Source organism: Rhizobium viscosum (genome assembly GCF_014873945.1).
GTDB lineage: Bacteria > Pseudomonadota > Alphaproteobacteria > Rhizobiales > Rhizobiaceae > Rhizobium > Rhizobium viscosum.
Map to the genome: position 1 here is coordinate 23,188 of NZ_JADBEC010000002.1, position 22,844 is coordinate 46,031.

Annotated in this window: 20 protein-coding genes; 12 read left to right on the forward strand and 8 right to left on the reverse strand. The window is 59.2% G+C overall.

Going from position 1 to position 22,844, the window contains the following annotated elements; all coding sequences use genetic code 11:
- Positions 1–9: 9 nt before the first annotated feature.
- The 4 genes from H4W29_RS21110 to H4W29_RS21125 form a co-directional block, all read right to left on the reverse strand.
- Positions 10–216 (reverse strand): DUF2160 family membrane protein, encoded by a 207-nt coding sequence (locus H4W29_RS21110; RefSeq protein ID WP_192730846.1) that lies wholly within the window; start codon positions 214–216, stop codon positions 10–12.
- A 4-nt stretch (positions 217–220) separates the two neighbouring features.
- Positions 221–1,057, reverse strand: a complete 837-nt coding sequence (locus H4W29_RS21115; RefSeq protein ID WP_192730847.1) for a carbohydrate ABC transporter permease — start codon at positions 1,055–1,057, stop codon at positions 221–223.
- Positions 1,058–1,061: 4 nt separating this feature from the next.
- Complete coding sequence (locus H4W29_RS21120; protein ID WP_192730848.1) at positions 1,062–1,937, reverse strand: carbohydrate ABC transporter permease; 876 nt, start codon at positions 1,935–1,937, stop codon at positions 1,062–1,064.
- Positions 1,938–2,032: 95 nt separating this feature from the next.
- Positions 2,033–3,466, reverse strand: a complete 1,434-nt coding sequence (locus tag H4W29_RS21125) for an extracellular solute-binding protein (protein WP_192730849.1) — start codon at positions 3,464–3,466, stop codon at positions 2,033–2,035.
- Positions 3,467–3,761: 295 nt separating this feature from the next.
- Here H4W29_RS21125 and H4W29_RS21130 point away from each other — a divergent pair, with 295 nt between their 5' ends.
- From H4W29_RS21130 to H4W29_RS21155, 6 genes are all read left to right on the forward strand, one after another.
- Complete coding sequence (locus H4W29_RS21130) at positions 3,762–4,646, forward strand: sugar phosphate isomerase/epimerase family protein (RefSeq protein ID WP_192730850.1); 885 nt, start codon at positions 3,762–3,764, stop codon at positions 4,644–4,646.
- Positions 4,647–4,710: 64 nt separating this feature from the next.
- Entirely contained in the window at positions 4,711–5,925 is a 1,215-nt protein-coding gene (locus H4W29_RS21135; RefSeq protein WP_192730851.1) for an ROK family transcriptional regulator, read from the forward strand.
- 26 nt (positions 5,926–5,951) lie between these two features.
- Positions 5,952–6,929, forward strand: coding sequence for a tagatose kinase (locus H4W29_RS21140; protein ID WP_192730852.1), 978 nt, complete (start codon positions 5,952–5,954; stop codon positions 6,927–6,929).
- A complete protein-coding gene (locus tag H4W29_RS21145; RefSeq protein ID WP_192730853.1) occupies positions 6,929–8,203 on the forward strand; it encodes a class II D-tagatose-bisphosphate aldolase, non-catalytic subunit in 1,275 nt (424 codons plus the stop codon). The genes H4W29_RS21140 and H4W29_RS21145 overlap by 1 nt, the downstream gene beginning before the upstream one ends.
- A gap of 24 nt (positions 8,204–8,227) precedes the next feature.
- A complete protein-coding gene (locus H4W29_RS21150; protein ID WP_192730854.1) occupies positions 8,228–8,953 on the forward strand; it encodes an SDR family oxidoreductase in 726 nt (241 codons plus the stop codon).
- Positions 8,954–8,963: 10 nt separating this feature from the next.
- Positions 8,964–9,737, forward strand: coding sequence for an SDR family NAD(P)-dependent oxidoreductase (locus tag H4W29_RS21155; protein ID WP_192730855.1), 774 nt, complete (start codon positions 8,964–8,966; stop codon positions 9,735–9,737).
- Positions 9,738–9,826: 89 nt separating this feature from the next.
- Here H4W29_RS21155 and H4W29_RS21160 read toward each other — a convergent pair whose 3' ends face one another.
- Positions 9,827–10,312, reverse strand: a complete 486-nt coding sequence (locus H4W29_RS21160) for a MarR family winged helix-turn-helix transcriptional regulator (protein WP_192730856.1) — start codon at positions 10,310–10,312, stop codon at positions 9,827–9,829.
- A 49-nt stretch (positions 10,313–10,361) separates the two neighbouring features.
- Here H4W29_RS21160 and H4W29_RS21165 point away from each other — a divergent pair, with 49 nt between their 5' ends.
- Entirely contained in the window at positions 10,362–11,876 is a 1,515-nt protein-coding gene (locus tag H4W29_RS21165; RefSeq protein ID WP_192730857.1) for an FAD-dependent oxidoreductase, read from the forward strand.
- 295 nt (positions 11,877–12,171) lie between these two features.
- On the opposite strand, the gene H4W29_RS21170 is transcribed toward H4W29_RS21165, so the two are convergent.
- Positions 12,172–12,372 carry a hypothetical protein gene (locus H4W29_RS21170; RefSeq protein ID WP_192730858.1) on the reverse strand — a complete coding sequence of 67 codons (201 nt, stop codon included), beginning with the start codon at positions 12,370–12,372 and terminating at the stop codon, positions 12,172–12,174.
- 615 nt (positions 12,373–12,987) lie between these two features.
- Between H4W29_RS21170 and H4W29_RS21175 the strand changes: the two genes are divergently transcribed.
- The 4 genes from H4W29_RS21175 (at position 12,988) to H4W29_RS21205 (ending at position 18,469) form a co-directional block, all read left to right on the forward strand.
- On the forward strand, positions 12,988–14,088 hold the full coding sequence (locus H4W29_RS21175) for an acyltransferase family protein (protein WP_281401461.1): 1,101 nt from the start codon (positions 12,988–12,990) through the stop codon (positions 14,086–14,088).
- 344 nt (positions 14,089–14,432) lie between these two features.
- Positions 14,433–14,636 carry a hypothetical protein gene (locus tag H4W29_RS21180; RefSeq protein ID WP_192730860.1) on the forward strand — a complete coding sequence of 68 codons (204 nt, stop codon included), beginning with the start codon at positions 14,433–14,435 and terminating at the stop codon, positions 14,634–14,636.
- 394 nt (positions 14,637–15,030) lie between these two features.
- Positions 15,031–17,136, forward strand: coding sequence for a calcium-binding protein (locus tag H4W29_RS34235; protein ID WP_210332348.1), 2,106 nt, complete (start codon positions 15,031–15,033; stop codon positions 17,134–17,136).
- 553 nt (positions 17,137–17,689) lie between these two features.
- Positions 17,690–18,469, forward strand: coding sequence for an alpha/beta fold hydrolase (locus H4W29_RS21205; RefSeq protein ID WP_192730861.1), 780 nt, complete (start codon positions 17,690–17,692; stop codon positions 18,467–18,469).
- Between the two features lie 112 nt (positions 18,470–18,581).
- Here the strand turns inward: H4W29_RS21205 and H4W29_RS21210 are convergent, their stop codons facing one another.
- Together H4W29_RS21210 and H4W29_RS21215 are read right to left on the reverse strand one after the other, a co-directional pair.
- Complete coding sequence (locus H4W29_RS21210; protein WP_417716673.1) at positions 18,582–19,286, reverse strand: MgtC/SapB family protein; 705 nt, start codon at positions 19,284–19,286, stop codon at positions 18,582–18,584.
- 87 nt (positions 19,287–19,373) lie between these two features.
- Complete coding sequence (locus tag H4W29_RS21215; RefSeq protein WP_192730862.1) at positions 19,374–20,306, reverse strand: hydrogen peroxide-inducible genes activator; 933 nt, start codon at positions 20,304–20,306, stop codon at positions 19,374–19,376.
- Between the two features lie 188 nt (positions 20,307–20,494).
- On the opposite strand from H4W29_RS21215, the gene katG reads away from it, so the two are divergent.
- Positions 20,495–22,678 (forward strand): catalase/peroxidase HPI, encoded by a 2,184-nt coding sequence (gene katG / locus H4W29_RS21220; protein ID WP_192730863.1) that lies wholly within the window; start codon positions 20,495–20,497, stop codon positions 22,676–22,678.
- Positions 22,679–22,844: the final 166 nt, after the last annotated feature.

The following is a 22,844-nucleotide window of genomic DNA, read 5'->3' on the forward strand; positions in this document are numbered from 1 at the left end:
TTCACCGGCTCACCCCTTCCAGATGATGTAGGCGCCGAGAACGGCGGAGATTGCCACGGCGAACCATACCGAAAGCCCGAACGGTTCGATGAACCGCATCCAGAGCAGGGAAAGCGCGACCCAGATCACCACGGAGATAAACAACCGGTCGAACCAGTTCGTCTCGATCGGCAGGAAGCCCGGCTGTTTTTCGTTGTTTCGAGAATCCGAAGCCATCTCGCTATCCTTTTACTGCGCCGAAGGTCAGGCCGGCGACGATATGACGCTGCACCACCGAGAAGACGATGAGCGCCGGGATCAATGTCAGCATCGAAATTGCCGCCATGATGCCCCACGCGGTGCCCGTCGTCGTCACGTATTCCGACAGGCCGGTGGTGAGTGTCCGGGCGTTGAAGTTGGTGAGTGTCGCGGCAAGCAGATATTCGTTCCACGCGAACACCCAGGTGAGGATGAGCGTCACTGCAAGGCCCGGACGCGCTAAGGGAAAGACGATATCGTAGAGCACCATCCAGGGGCTTGCGCCATCCATATAGGCGGCCTCGTCCAGTTCTTTTGGAATGGCCTCTACGGTCGGGCGCAAAGTCCAGATGGCGAAGGGAAGGTTGAAGGAGCAGTAGACCAGGATCATACCGAGCCGGGAATCCGCGAGCGAAAAGTCGCCGATCCTGTAGACCTGTGTCAGCAACAGGAAGAGCGGCAGCAGGAAGACCGCCGGAGGCGCCATGCGGTTGGTGATCGTCCAGAAGAAAATGCTTTCCTTGCCCGCAAGATCGAAGCGCGTCAGCGCGTAACAGGCAAGAAAACCAAGGGTCGTCACCAGGATCGCGTTCCCCGAGGAAATGACCAGGGAGTTGATCATGTATCGCCGCAAGGTCTCGTTCGTCAGCACGTCCTGGTAATTCTTCCAGAAGAAGCTCCGAAGGATGACGTCCGGCGTGGAAAACAGGTCGAAGGGCTGCTTCAGCGAGATGACGAAGAGCCAGTAGATCGGGAAGAGAGTTGCAAAGCTTATCAGCGTCCACAGGAGAACCGGAAGCCAGGGGTTCTGTCTTTTCATCGCATCAGCCTCTCTTGGCGCGGGGAGCAATCAGGCCGACGTAGAGCAGCCAGCAGACGACGATGGTGAGATAAAGCACGACGACCGAGATCGCTGAACCGTAGCCGTAGTTCGTCTTCGGAAAGACTTCCCTGAAGATGTGGACACCAATGTAGCGCGTCGACGATCCCGGACCGCCCCCGGTCAGCATCAGGACTTCGTCGACTGTACGCAGCGCGTCCATGAGCCGGATGAACACCGTGGCCAGCAGGGCAGGGCGGATCAGAGGGAGCGTGATATGCCAGAAGATTTGGCTCTTGCCGGCGCCATCGATCTGCGCCTGCTCGAAGGGATCTGGCGGAAGCGAGACCAAGGCAGCAATCAGGGACAGGGTGACCAGCGGCGTCCAGTGCCAGACGTCCATGATGACAGTGATAGTGAATGCCGCGAGCGCACTCTGGCCGATGTTCAGATCGTAACCGAACCAGCTTCGCAGCAGATATGGGATGATGCCGATCGACGGTGTCGTCATCAGCTTCCACACCGATCCGACGATGATGGGCGCCATTATCAGAGGAAGGGTATGGATGGTGCGGAAGAACGCTTTTCCCGGAAAGTCCTTCATCAGCGCCTGCGCGAGTATGTATCCGAGGATCAGTTCGGAAACGACTGCGAAGAAGACGAAGGCGATGGTGATGCCGAGCGAAGCCAGGAACTGTTTGTCGAAAACGAGGGTCCGGTAATTCGAAGCCCAGTTGAAGACCATCAGCGGATTTGCGGCGAAAGGGTTCCACTGGTGAAACGAAACCCAGACAACGTAGATGAAAGGAAAGATGCCGAAGAGCCCGAGGATCAGGATCGTCGGTGACAGCAGCAGCCATCCAAGTTTTTGTGAATGCATCGCCTCATCCTCTTGGCACCCTTGGGGCGGCCTCTCGAGCCAGGAAAGGAGCGGGTCGCCAAGCGAAGACGACCCGCCAAGGTGGGGAGGATGATTTATTTGCGATAGCCGAGCGAGGTGAGCTCCTCTTCCGTCTTCGCGGCCATCTGATCGAGGCCCTCGTCGGGCGCGATCTTGCCGGTCAGGATGTCGAAGAAGATCGGCAGGGTTGCTTCACGCAGCTGGGCATGGAACGGATACGGAGGGGCGCCGGCGAAGAGTTTGCCCTCATCCTTCAGCATCGTGTAGAAACCGCCGAGTTTGACATCCATCGCCTTGACCTTCGGATCGTCGAAGGTCGCCTTGTTGGTGATGCGGGGTGCCGCGATCGCCCAGTCGGGCTGCACATCGTTCTGACCCATGAATTGGAGGAAGAGCAGAGCTGCTTCCTTGTTCTTGGATGTAATCGGCAGGCCGAAGGCGCCGCCGTCATAGTAGCCGATGTAGCCCTTTCCTGACTTCGCATCCTCCAGGACACCCGGCTCGAGCGGCGGTAGGGCAAAACCCACTTTGTCGACCACTTTCGACTGTGCAGGATCACTCGCGATCCATGCGGCGTTTTCGCCATAAATCAATCCTTGAGCGACACGACCGGCAGCGAAGGTCGTTGCGGTTTCCGTCCAGGTCGATTGGGTCGATTCCGGCGGGGCGATGTCGCGCAGATGCAGCCAGTATTTCAGCGCGGCCTTCGCCTTGTCGCTGTTCATTGCGCCGCCGTGCTCGACCGTCGCTGCGTAGTTGTTGCTGGCGTCGATGCCCCAGTTATAGACGCCGAAGGTTGGCGCGATGGATTCGAAATATTCATACCATGACGCGGCGTGACCTGTATGAGCCTGAGCCGTGGTGCCCCAGAGTTCAATGCCGTTATCCTTGCCGTATTTGGTGAAGAATTCGGCGATCTGCGTGTAGTCCTCATGCGTGGTCGCCGGCTTCAGATCCTTGCCGGTTTCCTTCTTGAAGGCCTCCTTGATCTTCGGATCGTCGAAAAGGTCCTTGCGATAGAGGTAGGTCTTCAGGAAGGCTTCCATCGGTACGCCGAAGAGATCACCCTTCTTGTCCTTGAAATAGTCGGCGAAGCTGGTGAAGTTCGCGTCGTCGTAGGTCGGCGCCTTCAGATCCGCCTGATCCTTCAGCGTCTGGGTGATGTTGACGAGGAAATTCCGCGACAGATACGAGTAGATGATGTCCTGTTCGATGTAGACCATGTCATAGATGCCGGTCTTGGCCTCCATGTCCTTGATGGCCTTGTCGTACATCTGATCCCAGGACGTGGTCTCGATTTCGACCTTGATGCCCGTCTTCTTCTCGAATTCCGGAGCCAGCACATCCTTGATGTAGTTGGACGGCGGCGTGCTTTCGGTCACGCCGTGCAGTGTCACGCCCTTGAATTTGGCGCCGGCGTCGGACCAGAAATCTGCCCAGGCAGGCGAGGCGGCGGTGGCGAGACTGAGCGTCAGCGCAAGCGCGCTGGCCTTCAAAGCGTAATTCATTTCAATCCTCCCAGATAGCAGCGAGATCATGTCGCCGGGCCTTTGTGTAGAGGAAAAATGCTGTTCGTGCAATATTTGTTGTCTAAACCTGCAAATATGAAAGCTATGTTGTTGTTTTTGGTGGAAAGTAATTTTCGAAGGAGATATGGGAATGGGATATCTGATTGATATTGCTGCATTGCAACGATTTTTTTCGCAGAGGCAAAATTACGATCCGCAAATTTATTTGTTGCTTTGCCATACTAAATAACATAGCTCTTGCGCAAAGGAAGGTGACCAGCGGAGGAAAGTGGCTATGCGTCGATTGGGTATCCATTCATTTGTATGGACGGGCGGCCAAACGCAGGAAGGCTTGGAAATGGCCCTCAACAAAACGGCCGAGCATGGATATCGCACGATCGAATTCGCTTATCTGCGCCCCGAGAAGTTCAATCTCGATCGTTTGGCGAAGCTCGCGCAATCGCTCGATGTCGAGATCGGCGTGACGATGGGGCTGCCGGTCGACAAGGATATTTCGAGCGAGGATGCCGGCGCGGTATCCGCCGGCAAGCAGACGCTGGCTGATGCGGTGCGTGCGGTCCGCGACATCGGCGGAAATAAGCTCGGCGGTATCCTCTATTCCGCGCACACCAAGTACAACCGGCAACCGACGAAGAAGGGCTGGGACAACAGCGTCGCCGCGATCGCTGCTACTGCGGATATTGCAAGGGACGCCAGCGTCGATCTCGTCCTGGAGATCGTGAACCGCTTCGAAACCAACCTTCTCAACACGACGGCTCAGGGCCTGAAGTTCATCTCCGAGACCGGATCGGATCATGTCCGACTGCATCTCGACACCTTTCACATGAATATCGAGGAGGCAAATCCGGCGGCTGCGATCCGGCTCGCCGGCGACAAGATCGGCTACTTCCACATTGGCGAAAGCAACCGCGGCTATCTTGGCGACGGCGTCATCAACTTCGACCTCATCTTCGATGCGTTGCTGGATATCGACTACAAGCGCGACATCGTGTTCGAAAGCTTTTCGACCACAGTTGTCGACGAAGGCCTGTCGCTCGCCTGCGCAATCTGGCGCGACACCTGGACCGATAATGATCCGCTGGCGGTACATGCCAAGCGCTATATCGAACTGAAATACGAAGAAGCGAAACGCCGCCGCGTCACGAATGCGCGCCCGTGATAATCCTTCTGCCGATTTGCTCCGTAAGTGTAGGCTGGAGCAGTCGATTTGAAGAGAAAAGAATATGAACGACATCGTCTCCATCGGAAGCTCGCCGCGCAGGATCAGGCAGAACAACATCGTCGCTGCCTTGCAGACGATCTACGGCCATCGCCGCCTGAGCCGGGCCGATCTGGCGCGGAAGCTCGGAATGAACCGCTCCTCGTCGGGCGAGATCGTTGCCGAACTGACGGAAAGCGGCTTGGTCCAGGAGTCGGAAGAGAGCAATAAGCAGCGTTCGGAGCAATCCCGCGCCGGCCGTCCGGGGATCATGCTCGAACTGGTGCCGGATGCTGCATTCTTCGCCGGAATAGAACTTGGCGTCGAGCATATATCTGCTGTTGTCGTGGATCTCTCGGCAGATGTCCGGGCCTGCCGCCGGCTGGCCTTCAACGCGCAGTCCTCGACGGTGGAGGAAGCTGTGGCGCGGGGCGTCGAACTCATGATGGACGCCATGGCGAAGGAGATGATTGAGCGCTGCAAGGGGCTTGGCATATCCGTCCCGGCGCATATCCGGCCGGAAGGGATTGTCACGCTTGCGCCGATCATCGGCTGGCGGGAGGTGCCATTGAAGGAGATTGGCCGCTGCACCTTTCCGGCCGAGGTGCCCATCGTCGTGGAAAATGACGCCAATGCCTTCGCGATCGGTGATAGCTATCGTCACGGCCTTGCCGGTGTGACGCTCTTCCTGCTGATGGAGACCGGTGTCGGCGGTGGGATCACGATCGACGGAAAGCTGTTTCGTGGTGGCCATGGCCTTGCGGGCGAAATCGGCCATACTCTCGTGCCGGGAAGCGGCGGACAGAAATTCGAGCAGCTGATCGGCCGTGAGGTGCTGATCCGGCAGTACCGGGAAACGACGGGTCGCACCGACGTCGAGCTGCAGGATTTCCTCACCGACGTTCGCGATCGTGTCCCGGGCGCGGTCAACATAGCGGAGATCTGGTCGCGGCATCTTGCTTATGCGCTGCTGCAGGCCTGCCGGCTGCTCGATCCTGACAGGATCGTACTCGGAGGTTCCGTGGCCTCGCTCTATCCGATGGTGGCTGCCCGTGTGGCGGTCCACATGGCGGAGGGGCAGAACGTTCCTTTTCCGACGCCCGAGATCGTCGTCGACGGCGATGCGGAGTTCGGGTCCGCCTTCGGGGCGGCGTGCATGCTGCACCGACGCTTTCTCTCTCTCGAAAACGAGGAATTCGGCGGCGAAGACGGTGCAATACAACGATCAACAGCGATTTAGCGATATCCATCGAAAGCAGGATTGCAATGGTTTCAGTGCTGGCTCCGGATCATCTCGGTCCCACGGTTTGCGTCGGCGAGATTCTCGTGGAGATCGTTGCCACGACGGTTGGAGACGGCTTTCGCGAGGCCCAGCCGCTCATCGGCCCGTTTGCCAGCGGGGCGCCGGCGATCTTCATCTCGCAATGCGGCCGGCTCGGCGGAGCAGCAGCAATGGTGGGGGCCGTCGGCAACGACGACTTCGGTCACGTCAATATTGATCGCCTCAGGCGTGATGGCGTCGATGTGTCGACCATTTCCATCGACCCAGACTATCCGACAGGAAGCGCCTTCGTCCGCTACCGCAAGGACGGCTCCCGCGACTTTGTCTACAATATCGCCAGGTCCGCGGCTGCCCGCTTCGGCTGGTCTCAGGGCGTCCGCGATCTCATCAACCGCAGCGGACACCTCCACGTCATGGGGTCGGCGCTGTCCGTTCCAAGCGCGCGGGAGGTGATCGACAAGGCGGTCGACATCGTGAAGGCGCGAGGCGGCACGCTCTCGGTCGATCCGAACATCCGCAAGGAATTGCAGCTCGATGAGGATACCGAGCGCCGATTTGCCAGGCTTGTCAGCGCCGCCGATCTTCTCCTGCCGTCAGGGGAAGAGCTTGAGCGGGCTGCGAGCGTCTCGGGCGAAGCCGAGGCGATCCGCCGTCTTTTCGAAGTTGGTGTGAAGGAGATCGTGCTGAAGCGCGGATCGCTGGGTGCGACCTATTTCGGCAGGGACGGGGACCGGATCGATGCTCCTGCATTCCTCGTCGATGAGGTCGATCCGACCGGTGCCGGCGACTGCTTCGGCGGGGCCTACCTTACCTGCCGGCGGCTCGGAATGTCGCCGGACGAGGCTCTCACCTATGGTTCGGCCGCAGGCGCTCGCAATGTGACGATCCGCGGACCGATGGAGGGCGCCGGCACGCGCCAGGAACTCGACGCCTTCATCGCCTCAACGGAAAGGCGCTCCTGATGCAGTTTGCGCTCAATGAACTGGCCACGCTCAGGGCCGAGGGTCGTCCCGCCGGTGTTACCTCTGTCTGCTCGGCCCATCCGATCGTATTGCGGGCAGCTTTGCGTCATGGGCGTGACCATTCGAGCACGGTCCTGATCGAAGCCACCTGCAATCAGGTCAACCATTTAGGCGGCTATACCGGAATGACCCCTGCGGACTTTGCCGCCCTCGTGTCACGCCTCGCCAAAGAGGAGGGATGCCCGGAAAACCTCATCGTGCTCGGAGGCGATCATCTCGGGCCAAATCCCTGGCGGGATCGTGCGGCGGAAGAGGCCATGGCGGAAGCCGAGGGGATGGTGGCGGCCTATGTCGATGCCGGATTCCGCAAGATCCATCTGGATGCATCGATGGGCTGCATGGGCGAACCCGCTGCATTGGACGACGAGACGACCGCCCATCGTGCTGCCCGCCTTGCCGCCGTCGCGGAGGCCTCGGCAAGACGGGCAGGGGACGCCATGCCGGTTTATGTGATCGGCACGGAGGTTCCTCCTCCCGGTGGCGCGGATCATACGCTGACCAGGATCGAGCCGACTGCGGCTTCGGCCGCCAGGCGGACGATCGATGTCCATCGCCGCGTCTTCGCCGAGGCCGGTCTCAAGGAGGCGTTTGGGCGTGCTATCGGCCTGGTGGTGCAGCCCGGCGTCGAGTTCGGCAACCACAATGTCCTCCGCTACGACCGCAGCAAGATCGACGCATTGAAACAGGTGCTCCGGGACGAGCCGCAATTCGTGTTTGAAGCCCATTCCACCGACTATCAGGGCGCCGATCCGCTGACGGCCCTGGTCGAAGACGGGTTTCCCATTCTCAAGGTCGGGCCGGAGTTGACCTTCGTGCTGCGCGAGGCGCTCTATGGGCTGGATCTGATCGCATCCGACCTCGTGCCCGATTATGGCGAGCGTCCCCTGTACGCTGCGATGGAGGCTCTGATGCTGGCGCATCGGGAGCACTGGAGCCGTCACTATCATGGCACGGAGGGCGAGCAGCGCTGGCTTCGGCATTATTCGCTGTCCGACCGCATCCGATACTTCTGGACGGCTGAACAGGCTCAATCCGCCGTCGCCCGTCTTCGCGACGCGCTTGCCGGAAAGTCCGTACCGCTTCCGTTGTTCTGGCAGCACATGCCGGCAGCCGCGCAGTTTTCCGGTGCGCCGCTCGATCTGGAGGAGGTTTTGATCTGGCGGGTGACGAAAAGCCTTGCCGAATATCATGCAGCATGCGGCGGAGCGAAATGAGGCCGCCCAACCAAGGAGGAAGGAATGAACGAGTTGAAAGGGAAGATCGCTGCGATCACAGGCGCGGCGTCGGGTATCGGAATGGCGTCGACGGAGGCGATGATCGCGGCAGGCGCCACGGTTGTTCTCGTTGACCGCGACGAGAAGGCGCTGAAAGCAGCCTGCGAACGTCTCGGTGAACAGGCGATACCTCTCGCTTTGGACTTGCTGGATGCTCGGGCATGCGCTGAGCTTCTCGACCGCGTGCTGTCGAAGGTAGGGCAGCTCGATATTTTTCATGCCAATGCCGGCACTTATATCGGTGGCGACCTCGCGGATGCCAATCTCGACGCCATCGACCGGATGCTGAACCTCAACGTCAATGTCGTTATCAAGAATGTCCGGACCGTCATTCCGCACATGATCGAACGCGGCACCGGCGACATCGTCGTTACGAGTTCCGTCGCGGGCCATGCGCCCGTTCCGTGGGAGCCAGTCTATTCGCCGTCGAAATGGGCGATGCACTGCTTCGTCCAGACGATGCGTCGCCAGCTTCTGAAAAGCGGCATTCGTGTCGGCTCGGTTTCACCGGGTCCGGTCATCAGCGCGCTGCTTGCCGATTGGCCGGAGGAGAACCTGCGCAAGGCGAAGGAGGCCGGAGCCCTGATCGAACCCAAGGAGGTGGCCGATGCGATCATGTTCATGCTGACGCGTCCGCACAACGTGACGATCCGCGACATCGTTGTTCTGCCCAGCGCATTCGACATCTGAGGGGCCGACCATGGGTTATCAGGAAAAATTCCGTCTCGACGGCGAACGCGCTGTTGTCACCGGCGGCGGGCGCGCCATTGGACTTTGCTGCGCACACGCGCTGGCCGAGGCTGGTGCAGCCGTCGTCGTGATCGAGCGTAATGAATCCGACGCAGAACAGGCTCTGTCTCTCAAAGACAAGGGGTATGACGTCGAGCTGCGTCTTGGTGACGTGACCGATTCCGCCCGCATGGAGGCAATCGCCAACGAGCTCGCCGACGGTGGCCGCCCGGCGACAATCCTGGTGAACAATGCCGGGATCGGCCAGAACGGGATTGCTGCGGAGGACGTCACGGACGCCGATTGGCTGCGGATGATGAATGTCAACGTCAATGGCGTGTTCTGGTGCTCGCGCTCCTTCGGCCGCCATATGGTCGCGATGAAGCGCGGGGCGATCGTCAATCTCGGCTCGATGTCCGGTATCATCTGCAATCGGCCGCAGCCGCAGACGGCCTATAATGTTTCCAAGGCTGCTGTTCATCACCTCACCCGTTCCATGGCCGCCGAATGGGCTCAGCACGGTGTAAGGATCAATGCGGTCGCGCCAACCTATATCGAGACGCCGATGGTCGCGGCAGTCGAAGCCAATCGCGCGCGGATTCCGATCTGGCTTGCCGATACGCCGATGGGGCGAATGGGAACGCCGGAAGAGGTCGCAAGCGCGGTTCTCTTCCTCGCATCAGGTGCGGCAAGCCTGATGACGGGAGCAATCGTCAATGTCGATGCAGGATTCACCTGCTGGTAGACCGGTTCGGGTGAGAGTTTTCGAGGCGCCTGCGATCCCGCTGGCGTCTCGCTTCCGTCCGCTATTCTGCCGATCTGTAGAGTGGCTCGTCAGCTTTTGGTCGGATCGTCCTTCACGGCATCCGCGAACTTCCGCATCAGTCGGACCAGGTTATCCAGATCATCTGGATCCCATGTCTTGAATATCTCGATCCCTATCCTCTCACGCGCCGCATCGACGCGGTCCGTCATCGCCTTGCCCTTCGCAGTAACGGTCGCTTCGCTGACGCGACGGTCCGACGCGCTCGGCTGCCGCTTGACGAGGCCGAGGCTCTCGAGCTTGGCGACCTGACGGCTGACCGTCGTGTGGTCCCGGCCGGCGCGATCAGCCAATTCGACCACGCCAATCGGTCCCAGTCTTTCAATGCCCACCAGCAAGGGGAAGAGGGCGCGGTCGAGCGAAATTCCGGCCTCCTGGACCATTGCTTCATCCCGTTGCGGCCGGTTCATGACGCTGACGATCTCAAGCAGCGATCCATGAAGCTCACGGATACGATTTGAGATATGTGTATTTTGCACATTTTTTGTTGACGGCATTCCTGATCTCCTATTATGTGCATAATACACATAAATAGGAGCAGCAGCAATGACAGAAGATACCGCAATCGATGTATTAATTTGTGGTGCCGGCGCGGCCGGCCTGACGCTGGCGATCGATCTCGCCCGGCGGGGTGTATCCTTCCGGCTGATCGAGAAGATGGATGACCCGTTCCGAGGTTCGCGCGGCAAGGGAATACAGCCGCGAACCCTGGAAGTGTTCGAGGACCTTGGCATTGTCGACAAGATTGCCGCGTCCGGCGGTTACTACCCGCAGCAGCGCGAATATCACGACGACGGCAGCGTGAAAGATGCCGCGCTTGTCGAGGCCTGTGAGCCGATCCCATCGGAACCCTACGGAACGCCTCTGCTCGTGCCTCAATTCCTGACGGAGAAGACGATGCGGGAACGCCTTGTCGAACTCGGCCATGCTCCGGAGTTCGGCTGCGCATTGGTCGCCTTCGAACAGGATGGGCAGGGTGTAACAGCAAGGCTTGCCAGTGGTGGTGAAGAACAGACTATCCGCGCACGTTATCTCGTCGGCACCGACGGTGGCCGAAGCTTTGTGCGCCAGACGCTCGCCGTCGGTTTTCCCGGAAAGACGCTCGGCGTCCGCGCCATTGTTGCCGACGTGACGCTGACAGGCCTCAGCCGCGATGTCTGGCATCGCTTCAACGAGGGGTCGATGGAGACACAAATATCTTTTTGTCCCTTGACCGAAACTGGGTTTTTCCAACTGCAGGGACCAGTGCCTCTCGAAGGCGAGATCGATCTCTCGGCCGAAGGGCTTACGACACTGACTGCCGAACGCACCGGCCGCGCCGATATCTTCATCCAGTCTGTCTCCTGGGCATCGGCATTCAACATGAATGCCCGGCTTGCTGACAGCTATCGCGTCGGCCGCATCTTTCTCGCCGGAGACGCCGCCCATACCCATCCGCCGACGGGCGGCCAGGGTCTGAACACCAGCGTTCAGGACGCCTACAATCTGGGCTGGAAGCTGGCAGCCGTCCTATCGGGTGCCCCGGAGACGCTTCTCGATAGCTATGAGGAAGAGCGCCGCCCGATCGCGGCAAGCATGCTGGGACTTGCCGTCAGATTGCTCGAAGACATGAAGCGCGGCGACCTTCGGCGTGGTCGTGAGGTCCGGCAACTGGACATCGGCTATCCCGGTTCGAGTCTGTCACTCGAAGAGCCCCAGCGTCAGGCTCGCGTGCTTGCCGGCAACCGCGCTCCCGACGCGCTATTGAAGGGCGCCGCTGGCCAGCCAGTGCGGTTGTTCGATCTCTTCAAGGGCTCTCATTGGACGCTGCTGGAATTTGAAGTGGAGAGGGTTGCCATCCACCCACGCAAAGGGCTGCATATTTATCGCATCAGCCAAGGCGGTGATCTCATCGACAGCGAGAACCGGTTCAGCGACACCTACGAAGCTACCCCAGGTGACCGGATTCTTATTCGTCCGGATGGCTATGTCGGCGCAATCGTATCGCAACGCGAAACGGCGGCATTGGAAACCTATCTTCACGATGTCGGATTGCGAACCGGGCCTGCTGCCAGAGGATGAAAAATGCTTTCGCGGCATAACTTCGCCAGCGGATGCCATCCCACCCGCCTGTCATCATCATGACTGCGCACGGGGAACAAGGACGTCGAGCCCTCCGTCTTTCAGGCGGGCGCGATCGCCTTTCTATGACGGACATTCCGTAGAAATAGAACGACTTCAACAGTAGGACGGAGCGGTCTGAAGGGGTTGACTGCTGCCGTTAAGCGCTCCCCATCAATGACAAAAAAGCGCCCCATCCGCCACGCCCGCTTTTGGGCATAAGGGGATCGGGCGCTGACGATGCGACGATCAATGCCTAGTCGGCAAAGCCGACATACTTCTGGCGCGTATCGTCAAGCAAAACCGTTATTACGGACCTGAGCGCAGCCTTTACTTGATCGATACTGGTTTCGAAGCCGTCAACGATGCGCAGGGCCTCGTTCAGCAATGCTTCCTTCTCGTCAAGATCCATCAGGTTTTGCGTATCGTTGACGTATGAGGTAGTGGTAGAGTTCATAAGCAGCCCCCAGCTGACAATCAATGCGAGAAGATACATCTCAAGCGCGAATTTTAATCAAGAACCTTTTCTGGACTTTTGTGCTGTAACCTGCAATTTTCTCGGGCGAGCAATGTTCGCAAGTAACCGGAAAGAACATGTCACGTAATTTTCGTGATGCAACCGGCTTTTATCGCAAAGGTTAGCAAGTAAGGTTAAGCGCTATCCTTCAGCCCACTTCCCGGACTGCGCTCCAGCGTTGCCGCAAAACACCATCCCCGCGCCGAACAGCTCATCGGTGTGATTGTGTGGACCGCGGTGATTGCGGCACCAAAATGCGGCACGCCACCATGCCTTCCGCTGGTTCGCAGGAGATGGTTCGCCAGGTCGGTGGGACGCTCTTCAACGTAGTCTCGTTCGCAACCCCGATCGGCGATTGCTGCAATCTATCGGGTGTATCCTCGTTACAATAGCTGATTATTGAAGCGCTACAGCGTACTCACAATTGAATTCGGGATACTCTGGATACGGCTTCGTCGGCAATGTTAACCCAGATAACCGTAAGTATAGAGCCGCGCATTGCGAACATGCGATCCGTGGTGTACTTCGATCGCGAGACGGGACTTGGGGGAAATATTGCGATACAAGCAACTGGACGCGCTGCGAGGGATTGCGGCTATGACGGTGGTCATCCATCATCTTTTTATGGCTTTTCCCGGATCTGAGGCTCACCTGAACGTTCTCGACCTATCGAGCTGGACGTTCTGGGAGACGTGGGTGAAGTACACGCCGCTCAGAGCGTTCGCCAATGGAAGGCCTGCCGTTGTCCTCTTCTTCGTCCTCAGCGGATTTGTTCTGGCGGCAAGCTTTGAGAAGCAAACACTATCGTATCCGGGTTACTTGATCAGAAGGTTTTGCAGAATCTATTTGCCATTCGCCACCGCAATAGCCTTTGCCGTTGCTCTCTTTATACTATCACCAAGTGGACCGATAGAAGGCTTGACCGAGTGGTTCAACGCCAGTTCGTGGACCGCTGCACCAAGTTCTGACGTGGTGGCAGGACACCTCACGATGACGGGACGTGATGCACATATTCAACTGAACAACGTCATGTGGAGCTTGATCCACGAGCTTCGAATCTCTGTGCTTTTCCCACTGATCGTCCTGCTGGCCATATGGAACTGGAGGGTCACGCTCACCGCACTTGCATGCCTTTGGCTCCTCAGTGAGGCAGTGGGCCGTCTGACCCCGGAGGGAAGCATCCTGGCGTCGATCCTCGATACTGCTGGATACATTCTCTTATTTGCCGTCGGCGCAATCTGCTTCTACCATCGGCAGCTGCTCGCATCGATCGCCGGCAGAGCGCCCGTCTGGGCTGTCGCCATCACGGCACTTGTCCTGATGGCGATCCCTGCAGGTGCTCCGGCTTCCGAGCTCCTTTACGGACTGGCCTCCGTTGCGCTGATCGGCGCGGCAATCGGACATAAAAACGCCCAGTCGTTTTTTACATCCGCTCCCCTTTTGTGGCTGGGCACCATTTCATACAGCCTTTATCTCTTTCATCTGCCCATAGTCCTATTTACTCTTCGCCATTGGTATGGGGTAGTCGACAACCGCTTCCTCGTTGTCGGAATTATTGCTTCGAGCCTGGCGGCTGCTCAACTTGCCTACTGGCTGGTCGAGAAGCCATCGGACCAGCTTGGTCGCGTTCTTTCTCGCAGGCAAAAACCGGCCTGAGGTTTTCACTAGACCTGGATGATCGGAAAACCTGTTCAGACCATCGAACGACCTGTCTGAATGGCGCAGAGCTTCCATAATGATCTCACCCACAACCAAGTGGCGCAAGCCGGCAGATGCTCGGCAAACATTGACTAGCTGCAAGCCAAAGAACCGCAACTCCACGTTTTTCTGCTTATACGGAGTAATTACTTTTAGTTATATGCCTGCTTCCAGCTTTTGCTGATTATTCCGACGATCTGAAGTAATCTTAATCGAAGCAAACAGCGTGGCTCATATATTTCAACTTTATTCTGCGGCAGAAAAATAAAACGCTGAAATGGTATTTTGCTGTAGAGAATGTTTTGAAGGATGAAAATAATATGCTGCCTATGGTCAATAGCGCCAGTGAGGTTCGACTTAAATACATTGAGGACAAAATAGACGCGCTAAAGATGGCGGAAACCTTGCTGAACAGTCCTGAGGTTACGAACGAGGATCTGAGGTCGGCGCTCAAGGTTCTGCTGGAAGTGGTGATCGCCCAGCTGCAGGAATCCGTTAGATATTAGTGCAAGACTTTACGCACCGGTTAAGCCGGTAAGCAGCCAGCCACCAGTCGATAACGGGGATGGCTGGCCGTACTGACGTTGGCCGCCTGCCGAATGCTCCCTGCCTTGCAGCAGCTGATATCTCATCCCTCGACCAGCGCATCGATCCATCGGTCGGAATCACCCGCGACCACTCGACGCATGATTGCATTACATCTGTCACCCCATCCTTCAGACCGCCATAATGGCCATATTATTGTTACGTGCGAGCATTGACGATAACTGCGCCAGAACCGGCATATTCGAAGCATCGAAAATATTGCGATATCTTCTGGACAATAAGTCAGGTGGCCTGCCGGCCAATTCTGCTTAGGATGCACAGCAGAATCAGCAGAACGTTTTTGGAGGCACGTGAATGCCAACGATTACCGGAACGGATGGAAACGATACGTTGATCGGCGGCAAGGCCTCCGAGGTCATCATCGGCCTTGCCGGCGACGATGTCATCTACGGCAATGAGGGCAATGACATCATCGATGGCGGCGCCGGCTCTGACCAGCTCTATGGCGGCGCGGGTGACGACACGATCAAGTCATGGCGTCATGAAGGGCCTGACTATATCGACGGAGGCGACGGCATCGACACGCTGGCGCTGAAACGCAGCTATGAATATGTCGTCGAGCACATCGATATTTCTACGGCGGCGAAGATAGCCACGCCCCAGGATCTCGGCGAAGGAACTGTTATCGTCAACATGGAGCGCCTGAACATCACGGGCGGGTACATGGGCGACCATTTCGTCGGTGGCGCGCTGGGCGACGAGATCCACGGCTGGAACGGCGACGATACGCTCGAAGGCAATGGCGGCGACGACTACATCGACGGCGGCGCCGGCAATGACGTGCTGATCGGCGGATCGGGCCACAATACGCTGATCGGTTACAGCGGTGACGACAAATTTGTCTCCGCCGTCGATGCGGTCGACACGATCGACGGCGGAACGGGCAACGATTCTCTCGTACTCGACCGGCGCGCGGCGACCGTGGACCTGACGCTCGACCTGTCGCAGCCCACGACCACCGTGCAGGCGCTTGGCGACGGCACGACGGTCAGCGGCATCGAGCAGATCGAATTTTATGGCGGCAGCGGCGCCGATACTGTTACCGGTGGCGGCGGTAACGATCTCTTTTCGGGCAGCGGCGGCAATGACAGGTTCGATGGCGGCGCGGGCTTCGATACGGCCAATTACGCCGGCGACTTCGCAGATTACGCGATCGACCGGGTGCTCGGCACGGTCGCAAGTGCCGCCGAAGGCACCGATACGCTCGCCCATGTCGAGAGGCTGCATTTCCTCGACGGCAACTATGATTGGGCCACCGGCGTTTTCACTCCGTTCAACAACGCGCCTCTGCTGGCTGCGGGTGAGCCGAGCAACGGTCTCGTCGAGGCCGGCAGTAGCGGCCCCGGCGTCGATACCGCCAGCCTGCAGCTGACGGCATCAGATCCCGATGCCGGCGACACTATCTCCTACATCACCGACGGCTGGACCAGCCTCGGCGGCGGACAATGGAGCCTTTCCGGTGTCTACGGCATGGCAATCCTGAACACCGCGACCGGACAGGTGACCTATCTGCTGGACAACGACCGGGCCGCGACCCAGGCCCTGGCGGAAGGTGCGGCGGCACAGGACACGTTCGACCTGACGATCAGAGACAGCCACGGGGCCAGCGCCACGCAGAGCATCGCCTTTTCGATCGTCGGAGCGCGCGACAATATTGCCGGCGCAACGATCCACGGGACCGACGGCAACGACTTCATCGCGCCGGGCGCAACCGTCGCGGGCCAGCCGCTCGTCACCGTCAACGACGACACGATCTACGGCGCAGGCGGCAATGATTACGTCGATGGCGGCGCAGGCGCCGACAAGATGATCGGCGGAAGCGGCAACGACACCTACTTCATCGACAATGCCGGCGACCGTGCCGTCGAAACGGCCGATAGCGGCACCGACACGATCCAGGCCACCATCAGCGTCGATCTCCACGATCACGCCTTCGTCGAAAACCTGCGTCTCAAGGAAGGCGCCGGCGCGATCGGCGGCACCGGTAACGATATTGCCAATCTCATCACCGGCAATGCCTCGGCCAATGCGATTGCCGGCGGCGCCGGTATCGACAGCCTGTATGGCAAGGGCGGCGCTGACATTTTCTATTTCAACGAAATGGGCGCGACCAACAAGGATTCCATCTGGGATTTCGATGCCGACGACAAGGTCAGGCTCGGCTCCGCCTTCGCCGGCCTCGACAACAATCACGATGGCATTCTGGACACGGATGCCTTTATGATCGCCTCCAAATACGGCGCCACGGCCACCGCCGATCACGCGCAACTGATCTACAATGCGGCGACCGGCAACCTCTCTTACGACGCCGATGGCACCGGCGGCCAGGCAGCGCAGGACATCGTCTTCCTCGGCGCCAACAAGGCCTTCTTTGATCACGGGGATATCGTTCTGGTGTAAGGGCCGGAAGAGCGGAGTTGCCCGGCCTTTGACCTCTCATCCGGTCCCGCCGCCCGATCGGGTGTGTAAGTCCTTCTCGCCGGCCCCGTTCGTGAACGGAATCGAACTCCATGTCGACAGAGGCATGTGCGCGGCCTGACCCCAAGTGTGGTCGGATTTTTGGGTGGCCAGTCGCTGCCGGCCACAACAATCCCTTGTTTAGTCGCTCTTGGAGCGACGCCAGCCGTGGCGGGAACGGTGCGCGCGAAAAGCGAAATCAAGCATGCGATTGGATTTATCGAATGAGGGACGTATGCCGGACGGCGTCAAGATAAAGTCTGATAGCGCGGACCGACGCTCCGGCAAAGCAGCTCCGAGGTGGCCAGTGGGCGGTCCTGTGTCCATACCGCTCGGAAAGTCTTAGATACGGCTGCTCGCGTTTGCGATCGCAGCGCATGGCCTGACGTCCGAAACGTTCCTCATCCAGTTGCTTGCTACCAGTTGAACAAAAAGTGACTCGACATATGAATTGCGTCATATTAAATTGTGTGCAATTCAAAAAGGAGATCAATCGATGCACAGAATCTTGAAAACCGCATTCGTAGTCGGCGCACTGGCGGTTCTTGCCGCCCCTGCCGCCGCTGAGTCTGCAAAGCCGACGGTGGTGCTCGTGCACGGCGCTTTTGCCGATGCATCAAGCTGGAACGGGGTCATTGCCCGCCTGGAAAAGGATGGTTATCCGGTCGTCGCCGTTGCCAATCCGCTGCGCGGCGTAAAGTCGGATGGTGATTATGTCGGCCGTATCGTCGCCGGCATAAAGACCCCGGTCGTTCTCGTCGGCCATTCCTATGGCGGCGCGGTCATCAGCGAGGCTGCCGCGGAGACGAAGAATGTCGACGCGCTGGTCTATGTTGCTGCCTTTGCCCCTGACAAGGGCGAGTCCGCCGCCGACCTTTCGGGCAAGTTCCCCGGCAGTACTCTGGCGCCGACGCTTGCCGAGCCGGTGGCATTGGAAAATGGCGGAAAGGATCTGTACATCCAGCAGGACAAGTTTCATGAGCAATTTGCTGCTGACGTCCCGGCCAAGGCCGCAAAGCTGATGGCAGCAACCCAGCGTCCGATCACCGAAGCGGCCCTGACCGAGGGAGCGCCCGGTGCGGCGTGGCAGACCATTCCGTCCTGGTTCATCTACGGTGATGCAGATAAGAACATCCCCGCCAAGGCTCTCGGCTGGATGGCAGAGCGCGCCCATTCCAAGGAGACCGTCGTGGTCAAGGGTGCCTCCCACGTCGTAATGGTTTCTCATCCTGATAAGGTTGCGAAGATCATCGAAGACGCGGCTTCCGCCAAGTAACGCCAAATCTTCATCTTGTTCTTGAATGGGCTCCGTCCTCGTTGACGGAGCCCAAATGCGCTATGTGCCTTGCGAGGGCTATTGCCGAGTGGGGCCGCTTGAAGCTGGTTTTCTATGCCGCCGTGGCGCGATATTCGAACCGGGTCACATGGAAGTTTTTTTCCAGGGATGCAGCAATTTGATCGGCGCCTGGAAGGCCTCGGACAGACTTCCACCTGATCTCGTAGATCAGTTCGCGATGCCCGTCCTCGATATCCCTCAGCCCGGTGAAGATCGCCTCGGAAAGCTCAGGAGCCACGGCCTTCACGTCAGGAATTCCTGAACCGTTCTCCAGTCTGATCGCTACCGTGCCCTTCTGATCGCCTGATATCCATCGGTCCACACGCTTCATCGGCGAAAGGATCAGGACGGCAAGGACGGTAACGACGGAACCCGCAGCGATCTGCCCGCCGCCGAAACACAGGCCGATTGCCGTTATCAGCCATAAGGTCGCCGCAGTGGTGACGCCAGTTGCGATGTCGCCGCGCCGCAGGATCGCGCCTCCGCCGATGAAGCCCACGCCGGTCAGGACGCCGAGCGGGAAGCGCAAGATGTCCATCGAACCGTTTACGCTCTGGCTCGTCGCCAGGAGGATATTCGCCTGGATCATCGAAAGGCAGGCGGCGAGCCCAACGAGGATGGTCGTCCGTAATCCCGCGGCATGGCCGCCTCGTTCCCTGTCGAGGCCGATGAATGCGCCGGCGATGACCGTTGCTGCCAGACGGAGCGCGATATCCGTCCAGTTCGGCGTTATGGGCATCAGGTCGATCAGATCCAACTCAGCCGCTCCCCGTTCTGTTGCCAAAAGTTTTAAGTGCAGGAAGCTAGAGCGCGGCCGGCGGACCGGCCAGTGGAGCAGCGAAAATCACCTTTCGATACCGTGGCGTGCGGGATCGGCGTACTGATGCAGGCTTGTGGCCGAGCGGCGGATGACCTCCGAAATCTGCAGCAGTTGTTTGACCAGGGGCGTCGAATTGCGCCAGATGATGCCGATCGTTCTTAACGGCTGAGGCGTGCGGAACCGGGAAATGGAGACATCCGCCGAGCGCGTCTCCACCGGCACGGCCATTTCCGGAATCAGGGTGACACCGATGCCGGCGCTGACCATTTGCACAAGTGTCGAGAGCGAGCTGCCCTCCATGATTTCGCGTGGGCGTGTCGATTCGATGCCGCAGAAGGATAGGGCCTGATCGCGGAAACAGTGCCCTTCCTCAAGCAGAAGCAGGCGCATTTCCCGCAGGGCCTCGGGTTCCGGCACCGGCTTGCCCTCATCTTCGCGATGGCGGACCAGCACGAATTCCTCTTCGAACAGCTTGATCTCGGTGAGCGTTGGTTGAGATACCGGTAGTGCGACGACAGCGAGGTCCAGCTCGCCCTGCGCAACCTCGTGAACGAGCCTCGTCGTCTGGGTTTCACGCACCTGGATCTCGATATTGTCGAACGTTCTGTTCAGATCGCTGATGATCGCCGGCAGCAAATAGGGGGCGATGGTCGGAATGATGCCGATTCTGAGCCGTGTAAGCAGTCTGTCCTGTGATGCGCGGGCGAGGTCCCCAAGCTCGTCCACGGCTCTGAGAATGTCGCGTACCCGCAGCGCGAAGAGTTGTCCGAAGGCGGTCAGCCGCACTTCGCGTGCACCACGTTCGAAGAGATTTCCGCCGAGTTCTTCCTCCAGCTCCTTGATCTGCATGGATAAAGCGGGCTGCGAAATCGCGCAGGCATCGGCTGCATGGCGAAAGCGGCCGTGGCGCGCCAGGGCTTCAAAATAGCGAAGCTGTTTGAGTGTAAGATTGGTCATAAGATGAGCTTATCGCAGCGATCAGTAAATCCAACTTAAAATTATCACAAGCTTCGGATAAAAAGGAGGGAAGGGAGGATGTGTGCAAAGCCCGTCGATCGACGGCGAGGCATCCGGCACGCAATCAGGCCCAATAGTTTAACGGACAGACGGCTCCTGGTGACCGTCTGAAGCAACAGGAGAAAACTATGGACCAGAAACCTGACAGCGCGGGCAAATGTCCCGTTGATCATTCGGGAGCAAGCGCAAGACGCAATCGCGACTGGTGGCCGAGCCAGCTCGACCTGCAGATGCTTCACCATCATTCCGGTCTTTCGGATCCTATGGGCAGGGATTTCAACTATGCCGAGGAGTTCAAGAAGCTCGATCTCGATGCGGTGAAGAAGGATCTTCATGCGCTGATGACCGATTCGCAGGACTGGTGGCCGGCAGACTTCGGCCACTACGGCGGTCTCTTCATCCGCATGGCCTGGCACAGCGCCGGCACCTATCGCATTACCGATGGCCGTGGTGGCGCCGGTCAGGGTCAGCAGCGCTTCGCGCCGCTCAACAGCTGGCCTGACAACGTCAACCTCGACAAGGCTCGCCGCCTGCTCTGGCCGATCAAGCAGAAATACGGCAACAGCATTTCCTGGGCTGACCTTTTGATCCTCACCGGCAACGTCGCTCTCGAATCCATGGGCTTCAAGACCTTCGGTTTCGCCGGCGGCCGTGCCGACGTCTGGGAGCCGGAAGAGCTCTACTGGGGTCCGGAAGGCACCTGGCTTGGCGACGAGCGCTACAGTGGCGAACGCGAGCTGGCCGAGCCGCTTGGCGCCGTGCAGATGGGCCTCATCTATGTCAACCCGGAAGGTCCGAACGGCACACCCGATCCGCTTGCCTCGGCCCGCGACATTCGCGAGACTTTTGCCCGCATGGCAATGAATGACGAAGAGACCGTAGCGCTGATCGCCGGCGGTCACACCTTCGGCAAGACCCATGGTGCCGGCGATCCCTCGTTTGTCGGCGTGGATCCTGAAGGCGGAGAGATCGAGGCCCAGGGCCTCGGCTGGGCGAGCAAGTTCAACACTGGTGTCGGCCGCGATGCCATCGGCAGCGGTCTGGAAGTCACCTGGACGACGACCCCTACCAAGTGGAGCAATAATTTCTTCTGGAACCTGTTCGGCTACGAATGGGAGCTGGAAAAGAGCCCTGGCGGTGCCCATCAGTGGGTCGCAAAGGGCGCTGGCGCCACCATCCCGGATGCCTTCGATTCTTCGAAGAAGCACCTGCCGCGAATGCTCACTTCCGACCTCGCGCTGCGCGTCGACCCGGTCTACGAGGCGATCTCGCGTCGCTTCCTTGAAAACCCGGATCAGTTCGCGGACGCCTTTGCTCGCGCCTGGTTCAAGCTCACCCACCGCGATATGGGCCCGAAAGTCCGTTATCTCGGCAAGGAAGTCCCGGCAGAAGACCTGATCTGGCAGGACGTCATCCCGGCCGTCGATCACGCGCTCATCGACGACAAGGACATTGCGGACCTCAAAGCCAAGGTCGTTGCCTCCGGCCTCTCCGTCCAGGAACTCGTCTCGACCGCATGGGCATCCGCTTCGAGCTTCCGCGGTTCCGACAAGCGCGGCGGCGCCAATGGCGCGCGCATCCGTCTTGCCCCGCAGAAGGACTGGGAAGTCAACGAGCCGGCACAGCTCGCCAAGGTTCTCGGCACTCTCGAAGGTATCCAGAAGGACTTCAATGCAGCCCAGACCGGCGGCAAGAAGGTCTCTCTCGCCGACCTGATCGTACTTGCCGGTGCAGCCGGTGTCGAAAAGGCCGCCAAGGCCGGCGGCCAGGACATCGTCGTGCCGTTCACGCCGGGCCGCATGGACGCATCGCAGGAGCAGACCGATGCTGCTTCCTTCGCAGCCCTCGAACCGCGTGCCGACGGTTTCCGCAACTATGTGAACGGCAAGCGCCTGCAGTTCATGAAGCCGGAAGAAGCTCTCGTCGATCGCGCGCAACTGCTGACGCTGACCGCGCCTGAGATGACGGTTCTCGTCGGTGGCCTGCGCGTGCTGACGGTCGGCAAGCCGGAACATGGCGTCTTCACCGCGCGTCCGGAAGCGTTGACGAACGACTTCTTCGTCAACCTGCTCGACATGGGTACCGTCTGGGCGCCGGTCGCAGGCAAGAACGGCGTTTATGAAGGCCGTGACCGCAAGACCAACGCGGTCAAGTGGACCGGCACGCGCATCGACCTGATCTTCGGCTCGCATTCGCAGCTGCGCGCGCTTGCGGAAGTCTACGGCCAGTCTGATGCCAAGGCGAAGTTCGTGAAGGACTTCGTTGCCGCATGGAACAAGGTCATGAATGCAGATCGTTTCGATCTCGTCTGATTGAAAAGTTCTCTCTGGACGCGGCGGCAACGCCGCGTCCAGACGTCAAATACAGGCGAATATCCCTGTTCGCCTGTTGCGCGCGCGATGGTCCGTTGCAGCCGGCGCGGCCAGGCTCATGAAAATTACCTCTTGAAACAAATCCGGTAAAAAGGGTGGCCCACAG